The 21,140-nt window shown below is 57.7% G+C and carries 14 protein-coding genes; 4 read left to right on the forward strand and 10 right to left on the reverse strand.

Annotated elements, in window-relative coordinates:
* On the reverse strand, positions 1-172 hold a 172-nt coding region (locus ACK1VC_RS25275), incomplete at its 3' end, for a transposase (RefSeq protein WP_449117878.1).
* Between the two features lie 185 nt (positions 173-357).
* Between ACK1VC_RS25275 and ltrA the strand changes: the two genes are divergently transcribed.
* Positions 358-2,124, forward strand: coding sequence for a group II intron reverse transcriptase/maturase (gene ltrA / locus ACK1VC_RS25280; RefSeq protein WP_349676079.1), 1,767 nt, complete (start codon positions 358-360; stop codon positions 2,122-2,124).
* A 191-nt stretch (positions 2,125-2,315) separates the two neighbouring features.
* Positions 2,316-2,621: a hypothetical protein gene (locus tag ACK1VC_RS25285; RefSeq protein ID WP_449118068.1), complete on the forward strand. Its 306-nt coding sequence runs from the start codon at positions 2,316-2,318 to the stop codon at positions 2,619-2,621.
* Positions 2,622-2,839: 218 nt separating this feature from the next.
* Here the strand turns inward: ACK1VC_RS25285 and ACK1VC_RS25290 are convergent, their stop codons facing one another.
* From ACK1VC_RS25290 to ACK1VC_RS25325, 8 genes are all read right to left on the reverse strand, one after another.
* Positions 2,840-8,398 (reverse strand): DEAD/DEAH box helicase, encoded by a 5,559-nt coding sequence (locus ACK1VC_RS25290; RefSeq protein ID WP_449118069.1) that lies wholly within the window; start codon positions 8,396-8,398, stop codon positions 2,840-2,842.
* Positions 8,391-9,203 (reverse strand): hypothetical protein, encoded by an 813-nt coding sequence (locus tag ACK1VC_RS25295; protein WP_449118070.1) that lies wholly within the window; start codon positions 9,201-9,203, stop codon positions 8,391-8,393. Before ACK1VC_RS25295 ends, ACK1VC_RS25290 begins: the two co-directional genes overlap by 8 nt.
* A 228-nt stretch (positions 9,204-9,431) precedes the next feature.
* Positions 9,432-11,321 (reverse strand): hypothetical protein, encoded by a 1,890-nt coding sequence (locus ACK1VC_RS25300; protein ID WP_449118071.1) that lies wholly within the window; start codon positions 11,319-11,321, stop codon positions 9,432-9,434.
* Positions 11,318-12,985 (reverse strand): competence protein CoiA family protein, encoded by a 1,668-nt coding sequence (locus ACK1VC_RS25305; protein ID WP_449118072.1) that lies wholly within the window; start codon positions 12,983-12,985, stop codon positions 11,318-11,320. Before ACK1VC_RS25305 ends, ACK1VC_RS25300 begins: the two co-directional genes overlap by 4 nt.
* 22 nt (positions 12,986-13,007) lie before the next feature.
* On the reverse strand, positions 13,008-14,237 hold the full coding sequence (locus tag ACK1VC_RS25310) for a Druantia anti-phage system protein DruA (protein WP_449118073.1): 1,230 nt from the start codon (positions 14,235-14,237) through the stop codon (positions 13,008-13,010).
* A 573-nt stretch (positions 14,238-14,810) separates the two neighbouring features.
* Positions 14,811-15,158, reverse strand: a complete 348-nt coding sequence (locus ACK1VC_RS25315; RefSeq protein WP_151884163.1) for a hypothetical protein — start codon at positions 15,156-15,158, stop codon at positions 14,811-14,813.
* Positions 15,152-15,403 (reverse strand): hypothetical protein, encoded by a 252-nt coding sequence (locus ACK1VC_RS25320; protein WP_151884164.1) that lies wholly within the window; start codon positions 15,401-15,403, stop codon positions 15,152-15,154. Before ACK1VC_RS25320 ends, ACK1VC_RS25315 begins: the two co-directional genes overlap by 7 nt.
* A gap of 78 nt (positions 15,404-15,481) precedes the next feature.
* A complete protein-coding gene (locus ACK1VC_RS25325; RefSeq protein WP_449118074.1) occupies positions 15,482-16,477 on the reverse strand; it encodes a DNA-binding protein in 996 nt (331 codons plus the stop codon).
* A 480-nt stretch (positions 16,478-16,957) separates the two neighbouring features.
* On the opposite strand from ACK1VC_RS25325, the gene ACK1VC_RS25330 reads away from it, so the two are divergent.
* On the forward strand, positions 16,958-19,501 hold the full coding sequence (locus ACK1VC_RS25330; RefSeq protein ID WP_449118075.1) for a bifunctional diguanylate cyclase/phosphodiesterase: 2,544 nt from the start codon (positions 16,958-16,960) through the stop codon (positions 19,499-19,501).
* A gap of 589 nt (positions 19,502-20,090) precedes the next feature.
* Positions 20,091-20,471, forward strand: coding sequence for a Rho termination factor N-terminal domain-containing protein (locus ACK1VC_RS25335; protein ID WP_449118076.1), 381 nt, complete (start codon positions 20,091-20,093; stop codon positions 20,469-20,471).
* Between the two features lie 42 nt (positions 20,472-20,513).
* Here the strand turns inward: ACK1VC_RS25335 and ACK1VC_RS25340 are convergent, their stop codons facing one another.
* Complete coding sequence (locus ACK1VC_RS25340; protein WP_449118077.1) at positions 20,514-21,038, reverse strand: cupin domain-containing protein; 525 nt, start codon at positions 21,036-21,038, stop codon at positions 20,514-20,516.
* Positions 21,039-21,140: the final 102 nt, after the last annotated feature.

Raw genomic sequence — 21,140 nt, forward strand, 5'->3', positions numbered from 1 at the left:
CTGGCAAAGAGGTTGCTGCGGGCGGGTCTCGATAGAGCGGCAGCCATTTGCGGATGACGTTGGCGTTGATGCCGTGGCTGATGGCGACACTGGACACGGTTGCGCCAGGTTGCAGGCATTCCTGAACAACCTGGGCCTTGAACGGTTTGGGATAAGAGCTTCGTTGGCGCATGGAGATCCTGGCGATAAGGGTGATCGCGTCCGCTTAAAAATACGCGGACACCATCGCCCTTAAAGCTGGAGTTCGGAAGGTGAGTTCGCCGGACGCTTAGAGCGCCAGTTAAAGCTGGCGGAGGATAGTCGATGAAAGTTCGATACTGGTAAGAAATGGCGAATCAACCAGACCCCGAGTCATGCATGTTGCACCGTGAGGTGCAGGGTGAAGCGTTGACAGGGGAAACCGATGGGCCAGCCATTGAGCCGCGTAATCAGGAATTCGGGATGCCGATGCTGTTAAGCGAAGCAGAAGGCAATACGGAGCATGGCGTTATACGCCAGTCATGCTCTGATCCCGCGCGGTCGGAGACCCTGTGCACGTCGGGAAGTCCTTCGTACGGAAACTGGGAGATCTCAGCGGCGCCCGGTGCGCAAGCATCGGGCGGAGCAGGAAAGGCCAAAAGCTGTAACCCTGCTGCCTACGCTGCCGAGAAGTCGGATACGTCCGTAGTACCTGAGAAGCCATCGAACAAAGGGCCTGGCCCTGCGGAGATAGTGGAGGAAAGGGACGTAGCCAAGGGAAACACCAACAAGCCTCCCGCGCCCCGGACACTGAGCCGGATCAGTCGCGCGTCGATGGGACTTGAAGGTGTACGTGAAGCAGCCAGAAGAAACAAGGGCATGCAGTTCACGGCTTTGCTGCACCACATCACACCGCAGTTACTGGCGCAGAGTTTCTATGCTCTGCGCCGGGATGCAGCAGTAGGCGTGGACGGCATGTCGTGGCGGGAATACGAGGAAGGTCTTCTCCAGCGGGTAACTGATCTGCACGCAAGGCTCCACGGTGGAGCCTATCGGGCAACGCCATCGCGGCGGGTCTACATTCCCAAAGCCGACGGCAGGCAGCGTCCGCTGGGCATTGCCTCTCTGGAGGACAAGATCGTACAGCAGGCAGTCGTTACCGTTCTGAATGCGATTTATGAAGAGGACTTTCTGGGTTTCTCGTATGGGTTTCGGCCGGGACGTAGCCAGCACGATGCGCTGGATGCGCTGACGGTCGCGCTCAAGGGTCAGAAGGTGAACTGGATATTGGATGCGGATATCACGTCGTTCTTCGATGAGATCGACCATGAATGGATGCTGATGTTTCTGGGACACCGGATTGCAGACCGGCGCCTGCTCGGGCTTATCTGCAAATGGCTTCAGGCGGGTGTTATGGAAGATGGCCGTAGGGTTGCTGCAACCAAGGGGACGCCTCAAGGCGCAGTGATATCGCCATTGCTGGCGAATATCTATCTTCACTACGTGCTGGATCTGTGGGCAAGGCAGTGGCGCCAGCGGCATGCCCGTGGCGATGTAATTATTGTGCGTTATGCGGACGACAGCGTGGTGGGTTTCAGGACGAAAGTGCAGGCTCAGCAGTTTCTGGTGCAGTTGCAGGAACGGTTGGCCAGGTTCGGTTTATCCCTGAACGCCTCGAAGACACGGCTAATTGAGTTCGGTCGTTTTGCTGCGAGAAATCGCAGGAAGCGAGGGTTAGGTAAACCGGAGACGTTTGACTTCCTGGGCTTCACGCACTGTTGTAGTACCAACAGAAGCGGTGGGTTTCAAATACTGCGACTGACGGTCAAGAAGCGAATGCGTGCGATGCTGCTGGCCATGCGGGATGAGCTGAAACACCGACGTCATGAACCCATCTGGGTTCAAGGGCAATGGCTCACACGGGTGGTGAGCGGTTACTTCAATTACCACGCGGTGCCGGGAAACCTGACACGTCTGGGTGGTTTTCGTTCGGCGGTCTGCCGTTTATGGCGGCAAGCCCTCAAACGTCGTAGCCAGCGTAATCGACTTCAATGGTCACGCTATGGACGCCTTGCTGATCTCTACATACCTAGGCCCAGAAATGCACACCCTTACCCTGAGGATCGCTTCGCGTCACATACCCGAGGCAGGAGCCGTATGCGGTAGTCCCGCACGTACGGATCTGTGCGGGGGGCGGCAGGTAACTGCCGTCCCTACCGCGACCGGTTATGAAACCTCTAAAACCTCCTGACACCGCAAACCTGCTTCACGCGTCCGCCCGCCTAGTGCTTCGATCAAGTCAAACACATGATCAGTTCCGTTTAATGCTGAGTAAATGCCGCGATTGAGGTGGGACTATGAAGATCTTTGGCCGAGTTGAAATCGACGCCGTGAAAGATGTCCTTTGTGATGTATGCGGTGTTAGTGCCCGGCTGGTTGACGGTAATTTCCAATATGGGAGGCTCGAAGCACATTGGGGCTACGGTGCTTCTCATGATGGCTCGCATTACGAGGTGCACTTATGTGAGTCCTGCTTCTTCGCCACTCTAGCGTATCTCAAGCAAGAACGGAGGACTTCCAATTTGTTTGAGGAGCATTCCCAACTGTCTAAGGGCGAGCTGGGCTTGTTGTCTCAAGATGATTATTTTCGCGATGGCCACTGACGCATATTGGGGTACAGATCAAGCAATTAGACACTCTGGCAGGCTCAGCACGTCGTAGCGTGACAGAAGGGAGACACAAAAGTAATCTCGACGTCTAGTTAGACAGGCCTCGTGCATACCCAGGAAATTCAGAGCAGCAATCGGTCCGCTTACCCCTTGAACGGGATTCAACTGACCACCTTTAAGGTGGCCAGTTGAGCCTGATCCTTACGATCTCATTAGCGCTTCAGGGGTGTGCTTCGTTCAAGCAATGCCTTAACTCTCTGATGCGCACCGGGCATATCTGATCTAAGCAAATACTCATTCAGAGCTAGGTGGCCCTGGACGTTCTCCGCTGTCGCCACGGCATGTGCAAGCGCGGGGGTATGGATGAGCCCTGGGAAACAGCCGACAGCTAAACTGCGACCGTTTCGCTGAACCAGCATCGATACCGCCTCTACTGCGTTGAACATGCACTGGAAACCGTCAAGTTCAAGGCTTGCGCGCAGTTGCGACAGTGTATGCCATTGCTTATCCAAGGACGCGCAACCCGGCTCAGTACCATGCACTGCATACCTCAACAACATAGCACCGAGATTTCTATCGAGCCGATGCTGGAGATGTTGATTATGGAAGTGATTGAGACATTCGGTGCAAGACGTTTCGCAGTCGCAACCCTCCAACAGTCTGAGAGTTTCCTCGAGGATCTCTTTGATGTGCCTAGCGGCAATCTCAGCATAGCCTGCTCCTCCCGAAAGGGTGTCGTAGAGGAATACTTCCAGTATCCGTGCCTCGCCCTGCACGCCAGGGTCGATTCTAAAGCCCGAACCGAACTCAGAGGGATCGAGATCTAATTGCGGGTGACGACTTGCCGCCAATCGCAGCGCCTCCGCGATGGAATGCAAGGCATCCTCAAGAATGTGCAGGACTACGACCTCAGCGGTGTTGCTGACCAGTGGCGCTTCGACCTTCAACCTCAGTAGCAGTAAGTCAGTCTTGAAATCATGACCGAGCAAGACCCTCTCAAACCTACCGGAGCATAGGTCGCGCGTTCCTTTAGGGCTCAGCAGCTTGTAAGGGCGCTCATGAGCGCCGACATGAGCGTTGCGGTCGAACACCGATGCGTGACCACATTCAACGCACACCGAGAAGCCGCCAAACTCGGCACCCTCGAGACCCCGGTTGACCGTCACCAGAGTCTGGTTTGTCGCATGGGTAAAACTGGCTTTCGGTCCGCAAGTTTGGAACGTCAATTCATCCGGGTTAACCGGTTGCGGGAACTGGGCCATGGTGGCGAAGGTGATCTCCTGCTCACGATCGTTCTCCGGTAGATCTTCTGCGTTTTCCGGACCGAATACTTCCGGAAGAATCATCGTCTCCGCAACCAACTCGCCACCGCAAACCGGGCATGGTCCATGACTTCCCACCGGTGAATTTGGGTTTCGCACGAAGGAGCAGGTCTTGCAGTGAACATGTCGCTTAGCCTTTTTGAACAGTGCCGCAGCGCGGTTCACCACATTTCCGGGCAGGTCAGCGAACACACCGCCCGATCGATAGGTGTGCCGATCGATAACGATGAGCCGCCCCGGTGCATATTCGCTCAGAGCCTTTGAAATAGATTGTTGCGGACGTTGAACCGTCTGAATTTCCGGCATGCCATTGACCCTGGCAATGTTTTCTACCAGGAAACTGCACAAATCGGTGGGAAACGCATAAGTGGGTAGCAAGCTATGGTGGAACAGAAACTCGAGCAGTTCCTTTTGTTCTATTTCAGATGGGGAAACCTTGCTCTCATCGCCATTGGCATCTTCCGTTGCCGATTCATCTCGGTTTTGTTCATTGATCACTTGTTGCGGTAACTGTGCCGCCAACTCATCTAACTTGTGCGCCAGGGCACGCGCAGTGTCCTCCAGCCATTCCGCTAAGGTCAGACCTTGCGTGTCGAGATTCGGCGGCAACCAAGCCAGGACCGAGGTTTTTAAAGGCGCGCTATCTTGAAGGAGCTTGCTTGAAATCCAAGACTTGAACTGCTCCAGATTGAGGCCGGAGTCGGTGCCGGCGAAAAAGAAATCATGGGTCGAGCCCAGTGCTTTTTCCAGCAGTGCGGTCTTGGGCTTAGATACCAACGGATTTTGCGCCATGACTTCGTGAAAGAATGTCTGGAAAAGGTACGCATGGACATGACGACGGGCTATTTTTTCGTTGTCCACCTTGATTTCTGGTGTTCGCGGCGGTCCGGAAACGATATGCCGCGGATTGAGGAAGTAGTGGCTGTCATGAGGCCCGTTCTGCGAGTAGGTGACCACCGTGGAAACGGAGGAACCACGGCGCCCTGCCCGCCCCGCGCGCTGCTGGTAATTTTCGCGTTGAGGGGGGACGTTTCGTAGTGCAACAGCAACCAAAGAGCCGATGTCGACGCCCACCTCCATGGTGGTCGTGCAACTGAGCACATCTATCGGACGATCCTTAGCTTCAATTAGAACGTCTTGGAACCTCAGTTCATAAAGCTCTGTCGTCGCATGGACCTTACTGCGATCACGATTCGACAACTGAGCTGTATGTTCTTCCACGTTGAGATTAGTGAGCCTGGCTCCCGGCTGTAGGGCTTCGCGGACCGGCTCCCGCCAAAGTCCCTTGCGAGCGGACAAGTACTCACTGGTAGCAGGATCCACAAGCGAGGCACGATCACTCCCGCACGCGAGACAAATTCTGCCGGCCAATGCAAGTGGCGTGACTGCGGTACATTGGCCGCACTGGGCCCAAACGTGCTCCAGGTCTACGACCAGACTAATTGAATTGGGCGATAGGAACCACGTGCCGTTCTCCTCGTCAGCAAGATGGTTGCGGAAAGTCGCCTCGATGGTTTCAAGCGTCGACATACTGCCTGGCAAATGGGCCGCTAGCCCCTCTCGCAGCGCCTTGTCAAACATACCGTTGCTGCCCCACGGTGATTTTACGTAGCCTGCCGCTTTAAAACGTAGGTAGCGATCAATGGATTTATCAAACGCAAATTCCTGCAGCAGCGTTTCTATCCAGCCAATGGCGAGCGCTCGCAGATCTCCATCCGCGAGCGAGACACCTGCCGCGCTAAGATCCTGTCTGATTTTTTTTCGTTTGGCCTCGACTGGCTCGACATAGCCAATAGTTGTACCCGTCAGAGAGTAGTAGCTACTGCAAAGGAGCTTGAGCAAGGCAACGCGGTAACGTGGCGGCAGTTCTGGGGGCAGGCCGTTCTGTTGAAGTGCCTCCTCCAGGTCAGCGTCGCAATCGCGTTTGAACACCGCAATGGCGTCGGCAACCTTGCGTGCATCGATCCCATCAAACAGCGGCAAGTCGAACTCGGTGAGAACAGCTAGGAAACCTGTGTAAAGCACTTGAGTAGGCCGGGGTTCACGAGAAATGTGGCGCAGCTTATGACAGGCCAACGCTATCGCTTGGCGGAACACATCCAGCTCAATATCGCGCGGAATGTCCCGCGCCAGGCGGGCCGCTTTCTGCCGACCGTCCGAAAAGATCAAAACTTTACGTCCACCGTTGGGGTGACGGGAGTCCACCACCCTGCTCTCTGGCTGTCTGGCCATCTGAGTACGAACCAAGGTGGTGAACGGTGCCTCTCCCTTGGTGACATGGTTCATGATCTTTGAAGGTTCATCCCTACCGTTGCGCACTTTTCGCGTGCAAACGGGACAATTGTCGAAGGTAATGGCCTCGCCAGCCGGTGGCTTATCCGGCACTCGAACCCTGCGAAATCCTTCAACACCTTCTTGGCTGGTCGAGCTCATGATGCCAGTCGAAATATGTAGCCACTTGTCGCGATGGCGGCTTCGCGGGTGAGTCGTTTCCTCGACGAAAATGTCCACCGGCATCAGTGCCGCTGTACCCGCTTCGGAGAATGGTCCATTGGGTTGATGCCAAACGAAGTCCATGTCCTCGTTCACGTAGCCGCGAATAAAGGCGGCACCACAATCGCGGTGGGTCAGAAACTCAAAAACACGTCCCTTTGACTGGCAGCTACATTGTGTGGAGGGTTTGGTATGCAAGCGACCCAAGATGGTTGGGCCTTGGTGCTCGCCTTGTCGACTGGTACAGCCGGGATCAACGCATGCATAAAGTCCCGGTAAACCTCGATGAAACAGGTGCAGTCGTGTCGGCAACAATACTCGGCCGTCTGTGTGTCGTCGAGCATGGCTGCCCAACGCCAGCAATGCATCTGTGGCTTTATCCGCAGTTGCTAATGGAGCTTCATCAAATAGCTTTCTGCCCAGGTCATCAAGTTTTTCCGCTTTACCTGACACCAACTCGATCAACTTTTCCAAGGGGGCGAAACCGGTCAGGTTATTAAATAGCCAGTCACGCAGCGCAGTGTGTAGCGAGCCTTGGAACGTGGGCCAGCCGAGCTTTTGAGCCAGGTCGTTCAGCGCCTGGGTCGCCGCCGGGAGGTCGTTCGCCACTCGCTGAAATGCAGGCAGATCCAAGGAAGCCAGCGCCTGCACGTGCGAATTGGTGACGTTGCGATCAGGGGATCGCGGTTCATGAGTACCTTGAATCACGCGGATTTGGCGCGGGGAGGTATCAAGTAAACCCGTCAGATCACGGGCAAATCGCTCTCCATTAGCAACTGCGGCATCCTCGCTTCCTAAGCTGGCACTAGTGAGAATGCAGCGCATACGCTCGCGTGGAATGTCCAGGCGGGCACACAGCCGACGGATCAGCAGCGCTACCTCAGCGCCACCTGCTCCGCGGTACATGTGCGCCTCGTCCAGTACCAGGATAAACTCGTTGCGAACGTCAGTTTTCAGCCAGTCCTTGGTCTGCTCGAAGATATCGCGCTCAATGGGGCGCATTAGCATGTATTCGAGCATGGAATAGTTGGTGATCAAGAGCTCGGGGCATCGCACCTGCATCTCGTCACGTGTCATCAACTCGCGGTCGCCGGATTGAGTAAGCAGGCGACCCTTCCAATTCTTCGAGATGAACTGTTTGCCTTGCCGCTTACCTGCAGCCCATGTCTTGGTCTGCACCGAGTCATCGTCATAAAAGCCAACCAGATCCTTACTCGGCCAGCGTCCGATCCGCGCCAGTTCGCCCTGCACTGAAGGGATTTTGGCGACTTTCTGATAGAACTGCTCGAACAGCGGCTTGATAAAGCGCTCATCGCGGCCACTGTCCCGCTTACCCGGATAAGGCGTGCGTCCCGTGTAGCTGCCAAATCGAATGGGGAATGGCCGGTCTTGTCGGAGGATGCCCGCGGCATCGGTGTCGCCGAAGATGCGACGGATTCGCGCCAATTGATCGTTGACCAAGGCGTTCATGGGGTACAGGAGCATGGCCCTGCAACCTGGCATTGCGGCGCAGGTGGGGCGCTCGGCACCCTCCACCGCCAACGAGCCAATGACTGGCATGAGAAAGCTCTCGGTTTTTCCTGAGCCCGTGCCAGTGGCGATGACCAAATCCGCCGCATCCTCACCCAAGAATGCAGTAAGTGCCTGCGACTGGTGTTCGTACGGGCGAGGATAGATACCCAATCCCATCGCCGAGAGGTTACTCAATGCCGAAGCCGCTGCTGCTGGTATGGCCAAATTCGTGTAGGTCTCACCTGTTTTGTAGACCTGAGTGGCCTCGACGTAGGGGGTCTGAGCGATCGTTTCATTAGCTCGCAGTAAGGCGTGCCGTTCTCTGACCAGTCCTTCATCGCGGATATGGTATTGCGCTTCGATGTATTGCCGCAGGCTTTCAGCTAGGCTCTTGGCGGTCTCGTGGACCCCGGCCGCCTCTGCGGTCATCGACGTGTTACTCATCAGATCCCTCCTTGCGCCGTTTGCGCTCGACCAAAACAATGCCCAGTCCCTCAAGCGCAAGGCGCACGATGGGGAATGTCTCGACAGGTATGACGTGGATTTTCAGCCCAGGATGTTCACCTTCGGCTTTGGGTAACTCCCAACCCAGCAACAGCGCTTTCTCCTGCTCTGGCGGGAGTCGGCGATAAGATTTCAGCGTTACGAAACGTGGCGACGTTTCTGTTTCCATTGTGCAAGGGCGGCCAGCCTGAAGATCCAACTGGAAACGCAGGCGCCGAACATCGGCCGCGTCTATTGAAGCCAAATGTTGAAGGCGGCCGGACTGAAACCTACCGATGAAATAATTGACAGTGGCCCCAGTGGGGAACCTGCCTAACAGTTGGCCTGAGGCATTGGGGTGGGATGCCAGCTCAACCCAACGTCCCTGTAGGTACACCGATACGGGTTCTTGCGCCTCAGGGCACGGGATGAAGCGTTTGGTCGCTTGCAGCACTAAGCGTGAAGACCAGTCGGCTAAACCCTCAATGGGCGCACCTATCCAGTCGCCCGGATCGCTCACATCGATCCATCCCTCGCAGAGCGAGGTCGGAACTACACGTACACGCCCGAATGCCTGGGTTTTGATGCCGCGCGGGAAGCGCGGTGACGGCCCCCCACCCAGCACGAGCGCGTTGCCCTCCAGCGCTCTGATTGCGCGAGGTGGCGGAGGCAGCCACCCTTTTTCGACCCGGGCCAAATCGCCTATCTGCCCTAGGCTTTCCAGAACGCTCAGTACCCCTGGTTTGGAATCTGCGTCCTCCAGCATGTCTGGCCACATCGTCGACAGATGCTTGCGGGCCAGGCTGGTCAGACTGAGGGATGCGGCAGGCGTCCATGCCCCACGCCCATCCATCGGCATCGAGCACAGTAGGCAAGCAGCTCGTAGACACTCTGCGATGGCGGCAAGCCGCAGGCCTTCGCCTTGGCTGGTGCAACCCAGGCCGATGGCCACGATTCTTTGTGCCTCGTCTCGAGACACCGCCTGCCACTTCATCTAGGCGCCCTCGAGGTCGGCCGTTTCGACCTGGTACTGCGTCATGATCTGCTCCGCCAAGCGGGTCAAATCGGCGATGGGGCCGCCGGTGGCTTTCGCCCAGGGCAGCGCCCAGTGCATCAACATGGCGTGCAGGTCCTCGGCTTCGCTACCACCCGGTGCGCCCCGCATGCGGAGGTAAACCCTTTCAGCGCATCGTTTCCACAAATTGCCCGGCTGGAAGTCCGCCTCATTGATCAGCGCCTTCAATTCCGAAACGAGACTGCCAGAGATATCGCTGGCAAAACCCTCAAGCTGATCCCATGAATCGCACGTAAGGTGGCCGTACTTTAGACCTATCACGCGGGAGGTCACCCCGCGCATAGGCAGCATGTCGGTGTCGAAGACCGGGCCTAGTTCGGCAAGGGTGCCGCCGTCGGGAAACGCTGCAGGGCCTTGCGCCCAAGAAGCGATCAGTGCAAGGCGGGGATAGGCTGGCAAGCCCAACTGACGGCGGGTGATCGCATCACGAACGGTGGAGCCATATACTTCGAAAGCGGAGCGATTGGCCCCTTTCAGAGCCAGGCAATCCGAACTATCGCCCACTAAATCCAGGCATTCTGCCGCGGCCTCATCCGACACCAAACCAACAGGCACACGCCACTCATGACAGATTGGCCCGCCCACGGCCGCTGCCGCAGCGTCAGTCGCCACGTCCGCCAAGGATCCGGAAAACTGGATCAACTGTCCGGCAGCTAGGGCAGCCAAGATGTGCCGGGCAACAGTCTGCGATGCGCCCTTGACAACACCGCAAGCTTGTAAGTTGTTCGAGATCAGCTCACATGCACTCTCTACGCTGTGGATCTCGACAACCGGGCCCTGCGCCTCCGACTCGAACAGGCGAATCTGCGATGTGGGGGCCGTATTGTTGCGCGCAGTGCCGAGGTTGCTTTGCATCGCTTCTTGGCGTTCAGAGAGTCGCGCAACCGCTTCAGTGGTCTCGACCCATGCTTTTTCACGAGCGGTGAGCGCGCTAAGCTGGTCGCCCATGGCAACCAACTGCGCCACTGCCTCATCCCAGCCGTCTGCTCGGCCAGCCAATACTTCAACCACCTCGCGCAACAATCGCGCGCGCTCATCGGCTGCTTTGGCCGTTGCATCTGCGTGCTGAGCATTCTCTTTCAGTGCTCTAAGCGCCGAAACCAGTTGCTCATCAGCGGCAAGCAGACGCTCCGTCAGGGCGTGCAGTTCGACCAAGTCATTCGTCGAGTGTGCTGCTCGATCGCTGACATCAGTCACGTCCTGGATTAGGTGCTCGACCTTAGAGCGCAAGGACCCTATCGCTGCGGCAGCCTCCTCAGTGTCGGCTTGCAGGACCTCAATGCTGTCCTCAATCATTCCGACGCGATTCGGTAAGGCGTCAAGCAGTCGATCACGCGCCACCGTCGACGCGGGCCGGAATTTGCCCAGCACTATTTGGCTATCGTCGTGATCAGCGAACCCACTGAACACCATCAATCGCTCTACCATCTCGCGCGGGGCATCCGGGAACCGCTCTACAAGCTCGGTGAGGAAAAGAGGGCCGGCGTCATCAGCGGGCGGCAATTTGTCGCCTGCGGGGAAGTCGCTATGCAGATGGTGTCTCGCCCATGCTACCCAGAAGTTGGCGAAAGTCTTCCAATCGGTTTCACCTTTCGCACCGCCTTGTGGATGCAAAAGATGACTAATGAGTCGTTTCTGCTTCGCTTTGAACTCTGCCGGCGAGCCGCTGCGAAAGCCGTCAATCGCGGATAGGCGGCTATAGGAGGATTTCCGATAGCTATGCGGGACTTCCTCAATGAAGTCGGTCAGATACTGTTGTTCGAACGCCGAGATCCGAACTCTTGCCTCCTGGCTGTAGTGATAACTCATGGCGAGACACTTTTCCCTGTTGGTTTGATCTCAAAACCGCAGGCGATTACGTCCCTGATTAAGGCACGGTAATGCGGGATGAGCGCGGGTTGTGGATTGATGGTGCCGATCGCGCGCACCAGTTGAGCATCGTCGGCGTCAACGTAGACCGGCGTGTCGTTTTGCATTTGCGAGATAAAGCTCCGTACTCTCAAGCGGATCGCCGTCCCCAGAACTGGGGCGACGACATCTGAAATGCGCGGCTCGCAGCCTTTCAGACGCAACCTGCCGAATCCTCCAAAGTCGAGGTCGACGTGGCATGTTGCATCTGTTAGGGAATCAACAAGGGTCGCTTGCAGCTCAGGCAATAGCAGGCGTTGATCCGGGCTATGGGGCGCGCCCAGGTCGCTGGTAGACAGTTCGTACTGGATGCCGGTCGAAGCTCGCGCTACGTAAAGCAAACCACGTGCGCCTGGAGGGACAGCCATGTACTCCAGTTTCATCTGGTTCTGCCTGGCCAACTTGAGATAGTCCTTGCAGCGATCCCTGCCGAAGGGCACCACCAGTCGTACGCCAGCGGGGTTGGTAAACGCCATTTCCACTGCCGGCAAGTCGGCCACAATGTCAACCAGGAACGTCGTAGAAAGAAGTTTCTCAATATCATCCGCCCCGGCTTTGGCCACGCAAAACTGCTGAAGGCTGTCCGGTACTAGGGCAAACAATGCCGTATCCCGCTCCACCCCAGTTGCAAATAACCGCTGTTGACCGCCACGCAACAGCATGATGGGGCCAGCGTCGTTCTGCCCAAGCGGCATTCCCTTGGCAGCTACAATGAGCGCGGCAGAGGCGGAGCATTCAGTGGAATTCAAACTTGAACTGCGAGTTAAGAACGGCCAGGTAATGGAAATACTGGGCGTCGAACCGCTGACGGTTAAGCCCGTCAAGGACTCCAGCCATTCAGCACAGAAGCTCGACGGCGCTGCAGGCAACGTGACTAACGCCAAATTCCAGCCCTGACGGCAGACAAATTTGTCGGGTACCAGTTCTTCAGGAATTTTCAGGAGGTCAGGTGCCTTCCACAGCAGTGCATATGCACCTGACTTTCGGAGCTCGTGCGCCCGGGGGAAGCCTGCCGCACCATCACCGCCGGAAGCCGTGAACACGGCAGCTCCGAATGTAGGGAGCCCCTGGCAGGCCCGTTCCACACCCTCGACGAAGTGTCGATCAGGCTTGCCCTGAAAGGATACGATCCGGAAACTCTCTTGGGACAGTTCTGCGGTCACGCGACGACCTGTCGACATGCCACGCATGTCGACCTCCTGAAGCATGCCATTGCCGACGTCGAGCGTGACGGTCGCCTGGCAAGGTCGACATGGCGGTAGCGTCAGTTCCAGATACCATGCAGCGCGGTTTTCCCCTCGCTCGATTTTCAGTCGTAACTCCATGCTGCGCATGGGTCGCGCCGCCAATGCGAGTCCGGCACCGTTCTGTCCGTGGAGACCAGGCACAAAGTTTTCGCACCGTGCTGAGCCAAAGCCTGGCCAGTGGGCAAAACACCTTTTCTGCTTGTTTCCGGCGCGGAGCAATACCTTGGCGCGACAGATTGGACACTCGTAGCTGCGCTTGGCCGTCGCCTGGTCTGCTGTCTCGATCTGGTTGGTTATCGTGTTAACGGCATAGTGCACGGCCGGCTCCCTCCCTCGTGCCTTAGTTTCCGAAAGCGGGCACCGGCCCCTGGTCGAGTTGAATTTCGGGGCGGAGCAACTGCGCTTGGCTACCAAACAAGCTAATCAGATCCGATGATCGCCAGCGCCTGTAGTCAGGCACACGTGAAGCGCGCGGGATGACCCAGCGCTCCAGAGCCATTCCCGCGATCTGCTTGACGGTTTGAAGGGAACGGATGTCCGGTTTGCCTTTGCCGGTCTGCAAGATCTGGTTGGCATTAGCAGCCAGTTGGCAGATAAAAACTTCCCGCTGAATGCCGTGTCGCATCAAGTCATCTTTAAAGCCCAAGGCCTTGAGAGCAGCTCGAGTGGTTCGAAGCCGCCAGTTGGGCCCTTGGCCATAGGCGTGATGATCCGCGTAGGTGTGGTCAATGTGGCGTAGATAGTCACGGAGTTCCAAAAACAACCAGTCTGGGATATGGAAGTGTCCCCAACCGCCGGTGTAGCCAATCGACTTGAGGTATTCCGTGCCATCAAGCCTCAAGCGGTTGTATACCGACGATCGCCCCATTGAGGAGGTGGTGATGACAGCCATCAGACGCGCCCGCTTCTCCTCTTGAGATATAATGCCCGTGGATGCCCCATAGGCATGGGCGAAATCGTTGTACAGGTCTCGGCTGCGGAGCAGACACGCGATGAGCTTGCCACAGAGCAAGGTGTTGTAAGGCGGGAGCGCGCCTAGGACATAGGCATCCATGATGTTGACCAGTCGCGCGCCGCGATCGTGCGAGTTCCAGCCGATGAACTTGTCACGTACACCCAAATTGAAGACCGGATCGCCCACGGCAATGATACCCATCAGCTTACCGTTGGACTGGTCCCACACCAGGTAGCGCAAGCGTCTGCCAAATCCACTAGATACGGGTACTGACCATGAAAGCGATGCCAGCCTGAACAGGTCACTCTGCCAAGTGCCTGACGAAACCCGTTCCAGCGCAGGCGAAATCTTCTTAGGAATTACCTCAGTGCCGGAGGCGAAATACTGCATCAGCTTCACACCCGCGCGGGCGACGAAGTTGCTGCTGGCAGTGAGTCGTTCTTCCCTCTGGGCACCATGCAACACCCGAATCGCTTCCTTGTCACTGCCAGGTGCCCGCAAGGCACCTTCATCGGTTCGGGTAAAGCCCAAAGTATGCAGGTGTTCGCGAACTTTTCGCTTGAGGTTTGCTTCCCTCGGGTTCACACCCGCGATAATGATGTTGCCTTGAGGCATCTACGGCTTCCTGCTCATTGTCATGCGGCCTTGAACATATGACGCTCATCACTTGACGCCTGCCGTGGTTGCTACGCTGGGCAGCGGCAGGAAACCAGAGCTGTAGAGAAATCTCGGCGCCAAAGGTGGAACATCCGTTTCTTCCCTGAACTTTCGTGCCGGCGCTAGCCTAAAGCTTAGAGGTGGCATTGCGCCAGCCCTTTACAGTGGATTTTGCGGCCTTCTGTCCGGTGGAGCTCTGCCTGCCCTTCCCAGCCGATGTGTGAGCCAACGCGAGGACTACGGGGGGCAATAGGACGCAGCCTCATCGAAATCCGCGGTGATGTCTGTACGGAACTTAATCGCATCGTGGCAGAGGCTAAACAGGATCCCTTGCCAGAAGTGAGTTTCGCTTGCTTCAGTAGCTGGGCGGGCGCTGGGGCGACCGCGACGCGGCTGCCATCGGCAAAGATCCTTCGCCTAGCTAAGTCAGACCGGCTGCTGGGTCATCCTGCCGCGAGCGATGTGCGCTTGAGTCAATATTGGCCCTCTGAGGGATGCGCATTGAGCGCTGGGCGTGGTACACCTGTATGGTCAAACGATGCTTTTCTGATCCTTTACCAAGGTTTCTGAGCGGGTAATCCTGATGTAATCGCGCAGCGCCAAGTAGGCATACAGACCACCGCAAGGCAGGGTCACCAATGCCAACCACATGAAGCGCGACGGATAGTCCAAGTGACCGGCTAGCAGTAACGGCGAGGCCGCTAAAAACGAAGCACCGAAATAGCACAGGAGCCAGCCCACCTTGCGCGAAGTGCGAGAAAGCCCTCCGCGGTATTTGGCTTTGAACTGCACGCGCTGCAGCTTGTGATCAATTTCGACGTAAGCCAGCGATGCTGCAACATCTTTGAGTGCGCGGTCCGGCGATGCAAACGTCAGCAAATATTCGACATCTTCCGGGCAAATGCTGGCCGTGCCAGCAATCGCATACAGGCCACGCTCAACCGCCAACGGATGAAGTTTGTCGCCCCCTCTGACACGTGTAGGTCTTTGAGAAATTCTTTGGCGAAGCGGTACTCCTCACGGCGACGCGCCTGGCCGCCGAGGGAAAAATCGTGTATTACCTTGGCCGCGGTCAATATTCCGCCCACAGCGGCAATGACTTTGACCAGGGTGCTGATGTCCATGTCGCTTCCTAGTACAAGGCAGTCGTCCGCTGCCGGTAAAATCAAAAAACAAACACTCTGCCTGGGGAGGTCAATCGGTCAGGCGGGCTTGCGCGGCGTCCGCTTTTTACTCGGCACCGCGCGGGCGGTGCCGAGCTGCTGGGCCAGCGCGTCTGCTCGGGCCGTTGCCGCTGCTGACAGTTCCCGAGCGCTGAGGAAATCCTGCTGAGCCAGTTGCAACTGCTGTTGCAATGCCTCGATGCGCTGGTTCAAGTCGGCCAGTACATGTTGCCGCTGCTCCTGCTCACCCTGCAGGGCTTGAAGTTGTGTGTGCGCCATGGCCCGCTGTTCGCGCGCTTCGGTCAGCTCAATCTGACTGGCCAGCAGTGTTTGCTGAAGGCCGTGCTGGCGCTGATTGAGGTCCTTGAGCTGGCCCGCGACCACCTTGTGCTCCTCGCGCACCCGATCGATCTCGCGATAGGCCCGGTCCTCCACATCGCGGGTGTACCGCTGCTGCTCCATCCGCGCCTGTTCGGCCTGCTCACGAGTGCTGTGCAACTGCTGCCGGACCTCGGCCAGGTGCGCGTGAGATTCGTCACGCTGCGTCTGCAACTCGTCGCGTTGCGCACGCAGATCGTCGATTTGCGCCTGGCGCTGGACCAGCAACTGCTCCAGATCGGCCAGACGGGTTTCCACGCGTTGCCGTGTGGTGACGGCCTCAGTGGTTTGCTGCTGTGCCTGGACTACCTCCAGACGGGCGCGGGCTTCCAGCGCCCCCAGTGTTTCGCGCTCCTCGGCCAGCACCTGCCGCTGGGTATCAAGAGCCTCCTCGGCGACACCTTGCGCCATCAGCGTGGCCTGCTGCCAGATGGCCACGAAAGCTTGCGCCACTTCTGTCGGCAAGCCGGGTAGGCGGGTTTCGCCGCGCAGGCGCCCGGCCAGTTGTTCCCACCACTGATCGAGCAAGCCACCGACCCGCGCCGGGCTACCGCGCCCCAACTCTAAGCGTACCCGCTCCACCGTCGGCCGCTCACCACGGGCCAGGACTGCGTCTGCCGCGGCAAACACGTCGTTTTCCGGTACGCCTACTGCCATGCCCTACCCTCCACCCATTTAGGTCTGATAATTAAATCTTATCCGATCTTATAACTTTTAAACTAATTCTATAATACGTTGACCGTATTAAAAAATACAGTCATCCCAAAGGATGTCACCTAGCGCAACGGCGCAGCCCCAATAGCGCTACAAGCGGCCCTGGGGCTTGAAGACGCAGATGTTGTTGTCGCAGTGGGAGAAGGTGTCGGGGGCTTTGCACCAGAGGACCGGGTCGCCTACGCGACTGGGCCAATTGGGGGAAATTTCAGTGGGTACCGCCCCATGGGTGCTGTTCGCTTGCGCCCTGACCGGAATGGCAGTTCACCTGTGGCGGGCGTGAAACCAGCGGATGTGCCCAGCATTGCTGCCAGTGTTGGTCGATCAACGGCGCCTTTCGCCCACCACCGGTCGTCAGCTCCATCGACCTCCAAGCCAGCTCCTCGGTCAACCTTGGGAGACCTCGACCGCTACGGTGAATCAATGGATGTGCTCACTGACAATGAATTGTCGACCCGTAGTCATGTGGTGGGGCAACTTATCATGGTGTTCTCCTTGATATTGTTGTTTGCCCTGTTGCTGGGGCTGTTCGCCCTCTACCGCCTCGCCGAGGCGCTCGATGTTCAACAAATGGAGCAAAGCCGCTTCCATGCTGATTCGGCCATCAACCAACTGCAGAAGAACGACAGGACGTTCCTGCTGACCCACTCCGATTGGCAGGCCGCCTACGATCACCTGGGGAGACAGGTCGACGCGCATTGGGCATACATCGAGGATAACGTAGGAGCCACGCTCTTCACCTCCGATGGGTACGACGGGGTATACGTGCTCGACGATGACGCTACCCGGTACGCCATGCTGGAAGGTCAGCTCAGCGAGCAGGGGCTTGAGCAGCTCACCGCCAGTGCACGCAAGATCTTGCACCTGGCTCGCCAAGCCGCGCAGCATGACCAGGCGACTTCAGGGTATATCGTATTTCGTGGCCTGCCAGCGGTGTACAGCGCTGCACTGATACGTCCACAGGCCCAACCCCACCACCTGCCGGAACCTACTGCAGTGATGGTGTTCATTCGCGTTCTCTCGCCGAAGGTGCTGTTGGTGCTGGGCGAGTCAGCGGGGTTGTCTGGCGTGGCTGTAAGCGATTCGACCGATCAGCGTAAAGGGCGCGGTACTCTTGGCCTCGAAGGTATCGGTCTCGCCCTTACCTGGGATTTACCGCAGCCTGGTACCCAATTGATCAAGACAGTGTTCACGCCACTCGCTATCGCTGTGCTGCTGATTGCGATGAGCATTGCATGGTTTGCACGCTATGCGATGCGGGCCAGCACGAGGATCGATCGTAGCCACCGTGCGCTCATGATCTCCAAGGCTGCCCTGCAATCGAGCGAAGAGCGCTTCAAGGCCGTTGCTGACGCCGCGTCGGACTGGATCTGGGAAACGGATGTGCTCCTGCGGCTAACCTACCTGTCGGACCGGTTCAGCGAACTGACCGGGCATCCTGTCGACGTATGGCGACAGCGCCCGATTACCGAGCTGCTGTCGTGTGATACCAGCCATCTCCAGAACTGGCTTCATAGCCTGGCTGCGACAGGCTCTTCAGGTACCCTACGCTGCCAGTACCAGGATCATCTTGGCCAACAGCGTATTTGCAGAATCGCTTCCCGCGCAATCGTGGATCAGAGCGTCTGTACTGGGTTTCGTGGCACTTGTAGCGACATCACCGACGAAGTAGCCGCACATGCCCAGATTCAGCATCTCTCCTTGCACGACGCTCTTACCGGGCTGCCGAATCGCAACAAGCTTTTCCGGTTCCTCGAACAAACCATGACTGGCACTGGGCCCCTCCAGGTAGCGCTGCTGATACTGGATCTTGATAATTTCAAGCCAATCAACGACAGCCTTGGGCATCCGGCCGGCGATGCGGTGTTGCTCGAGGTGGCCGGCCGCCTTGGCCAGGCTACCCGCGACAGTGACCTGGTCGCCCGTCTGGGAGGCGATGAGTTCATCGTCGTGGTGACCCGGCCAGGGGATCACAACAACATGGAGCGATTCTGCATGCGCTTGATCGAGGCGATCAAACGACCCATGCGAGTCGAGGGGCATAGCGTTCAAGTGGGTGTGAGTCTTGGTGTCGTGATGTCGGCCGAATATCCCGGTACGCCAAGCGATTTGATCCGCTACGCTGACGTGGCCCTTTACAACGCCAAGCAGGCCGGCAAAACCACCTGGCGTTTTTTTTCAGCGCAACTGAATGCAGCATTGATGGACAAGCGTGTGCTGGAAAGCGAACTGCGTGACGGCATACCACGTGGCGAGCTTGTGCTGCATTTCCAGCCGCGTTTCAAGGTCGACGGGGTCTCGCTCGCATCGGCTGAGGCCCTCGTGCGCTGGCAACACCCACGCCTGGGTCTGCTACGCCCGGATAGATTCATCCCGCTGGCCGAAGAGTCTGACCTGATCGTGCTGCTTGGCAACTGGGTATTGCAGGAAGCCTGCAATAAGGCGCGCGGGTGGCCACAGGCAATAATGGTGTCGGTAAACATGTCGCCGGCCCAGTTCAGCCGCAGCGATGTAGTTCGCGACGTCGGCGACGCATTGCGCACCACTTGCTTGCCGGCCCATCGACTGGAACTGGAAATCACTGAAAACGTCATGCTCAACGACGTCGAAGGCGCTCTGCATACCATGCACGCACTGAAGGAGCTGGGCGTGCGCCTGAACATGGACGACTTTGGGACCGGTTACTCCTCCCTGGGTTACCTACGTACCTACCCGTTCGACAGCATCAAGATTGACAAGCGCTTCGTTCAGCATCTGGGCAAGAGCGGCAGCGACCGTAGCGTGGTCCAGGCCATCATCAATCTTGGCAACGCAATGGGTATGACGGTAACCGCCGAAGGTGTCGAGACAGCTGAGCAACTAGCCCTCCTTAGCGATGACCAATGCCATGAAGTGCAAGGTTTCCTGCTCAGCAAACCGCTGGAAAACGAAGCGCTGATAGGGATGATGAGAGAGCCGATACCATGAGCGCATTCACGTCTCGGAGGGTGCGCCATCTGGAAGCTGTCAGAAATCATTCATCTCCTTGCATCAGAACCTTCCGTCGCGCTGTGGGCACCCTTCGGTAAACAGCAGGCCGAACACAGGGTGAACAACCACAAAGGGAGTTTCACCATGAAAGCAGAAAAAACGTACGCGTTGCTGCTCGCAATGTGCTTGGGGTGCGCGGCGCCACTTGCCCTGGCCGCCACTGGCTTGAACGATCAGCGCCCGCCGGGCACGCAAGGGCATGACAACGGGCACATGAACGAACAAAACGGTGCGACAGGTTCAGGAACACCAACCGATGGCATGGGCACGGGTAACGGCGGAACCCATGACAATGAAACGGACAACACGGGAGGAGACGGTACCGATACTGACTCGGGCTCTGGCGGTAACAGGGGGGATGGTAGCGGTGCAGGTCCGGCGAGTGGAAGCGATGGCTCAACCGGTAGTGGATCAGGTGCAGGATCGGGCAGCTAGGTGGGAATGGCCAATGGCGGTAGATCTCCCGTTCATGGCCCGACGTTTCAGTTTCGCCATTGATCAAGCAACTCACTAAGGAGTGAATGCCATGCCACGCGGTGACAAGGAGAAGTATACGGACAAGCAGAAACGCACGGCCGAGCACATCGAGCAATCGTACGAGGACAAGGGCGTGGGTAAGGACGAAGCTGAAGCGCGCGCCTGGGCCACCGTGAACAAACAATCCGGTGGCGGTGAGAAGCCGGGAGGCTCGGGGAGCAGGACTTCGTCGCGCGAGAAGCAGACCGCACGCACAGATTCAGCCAAGCGGGCCGCCGTGTCTCGCCAGGGGCATTCACGCCCTTCGCGCGCGTCGCTGGAATCGCAAAGCAAGGAAAGCCTTATGAAGGAGGCGCGGAGCAAAGACATCAAGGGGCGCTCGAGCATGAACAAGGCCGAGTTGATCGAAGCCCTGCGAAAACAGGGGTGATCCTAGAAGGTCGGCGCAGCGTAAGGCTCACTCGCTTCACACTCAACGCCATTGCGTCATCAACATGCCCCGAATACCGCAGACCGGGTCTTGTTCAGGGCACGGCACCTGAGCGATGCGCGCGAGATTGCGCGGGTGCGCTGCACTGTCGGGCCGCTGGATGTCGTAGTCTTCCTGCCCGTGGGGATAGGCGCCGACCACCAGGAAGTCATCGCTGCACGCGATGCAGCGGTGGCCCGTACCCGCTGGCAGCACCAGCACATCGCCCCGCTCCACGCTAACGCTTTGCCCTGACTCCCCGCCAAGCGTCAATCGCGCCTGCCCACAGGCAATGCCCAGCGCTTCATGAGCGTTAGGGTGAAAGTGGTGATAATCGAAGATTCCGTCGCGCCACAGCGGGGTCCATTGGTGAGCCGCAAACAGTGCTTCGAATGCGCTGGCATTGTCCCCCGACGGATCGAACTTCAACCGGTAGAACAGTACTGGAAAACGGCTGTTCGGCGTGGCGCCGTCGTCTTCGAAGTACAAGGCCTGCACGCTGGCATCTTGTGTATTCATGAGCGTCATGATGCGCACCCTGAGGGGTTATCGGTTCACCTTCGAACCCCCAGCTGTTTCCAGGTTCCAGCCGGCAGACCGGTGCGCAAACCATTGAAACTTTACCCGCAG

The sequence above is a fragment of the Pseudomonas sp. XP2 genome (assembly GCF_053557975.1).

Bases quoted from the DNA above. Each gene is read 5' to 3' on its own strand.
- ltrA (WP_349676079.1), top strand. From the start codon at position 358: ATGTTGCACCGTGAGGTGCAGGGTGAAGCGTTGACAGGGGAAACCGAT.
- ACK1VC_RS25285 (WP_449118068.1), top strand. From the start codon at position 2,316: ATGAAGATCTTTGGCCGAGTTGAAATCGACGCCGTGAAAGATGTCCTT.
- ACK1VC_RS25290 (WP_449118069.1), bottom strand. From the start codon at position 8,398: ATGAGTAACACGTCGATGACCGCAGAGGCGGCCGGGGTCCACGAGACC.
- ACK1VC_RS25295 (WP_449118070.1), bottom strand. From the start codon at position 9,203: ATGCTGGAGGACGCAGATTCCAAACCAGGGGTACTGAGCGTTCTGGAA.
- ACK1VC_RS25300 (WP_449118071.1), bottom strand. From the start codon at position 11,321: ATGAGTTATCACTACAGCCAGGAGGCAAGAGTTCGGATCTCGGCGTTC.
- ACK1VC_RS25310 (WP_449118073.1), bottom strand. From the start codon at position 14,237: ATGCCTCAAGGCAACATCATTATCGCGGGTGTGAACCCGAGGGAAGCA.
- ACK1VC_RS25320 (WP_151884164.1), bottom strand. From the start codon at position 15,403: ATGGACATCAGCACCCTGGTCAAAGTCATTGCCGCTGTGGGCGGAATA.
- ACK1VC_RS25325 (WP_449118074.1), bottom strand. From the start codon at position 16,477: ATGGCAGTAGGCGTACCGGAAAACGACGTGTTTGCCGCGGCAGACGCA.
- ACK1VC_RS25330 (WP_449118075.1), top strand. From the start codon at position 16,958: ATGGATGTGCTCACTGACAATGAATTGTCGACCCGTAGTCATGTGGTG.
- ACK1VC_RS25335 (WP_449118076.1), top strand. From the start codon at position 20,091: ATGCCACGCGGTGACAAGGAGAAGTATACGGACAAGCAGAAACGCACG.
- ACK1VC_RS25340 (WP_449118077.1), bottom strand. From the start codon at position 21,038: ATGACGCTCATGAATACACAAGATGCCAGCGTGCAGGCCTTGTACTTC.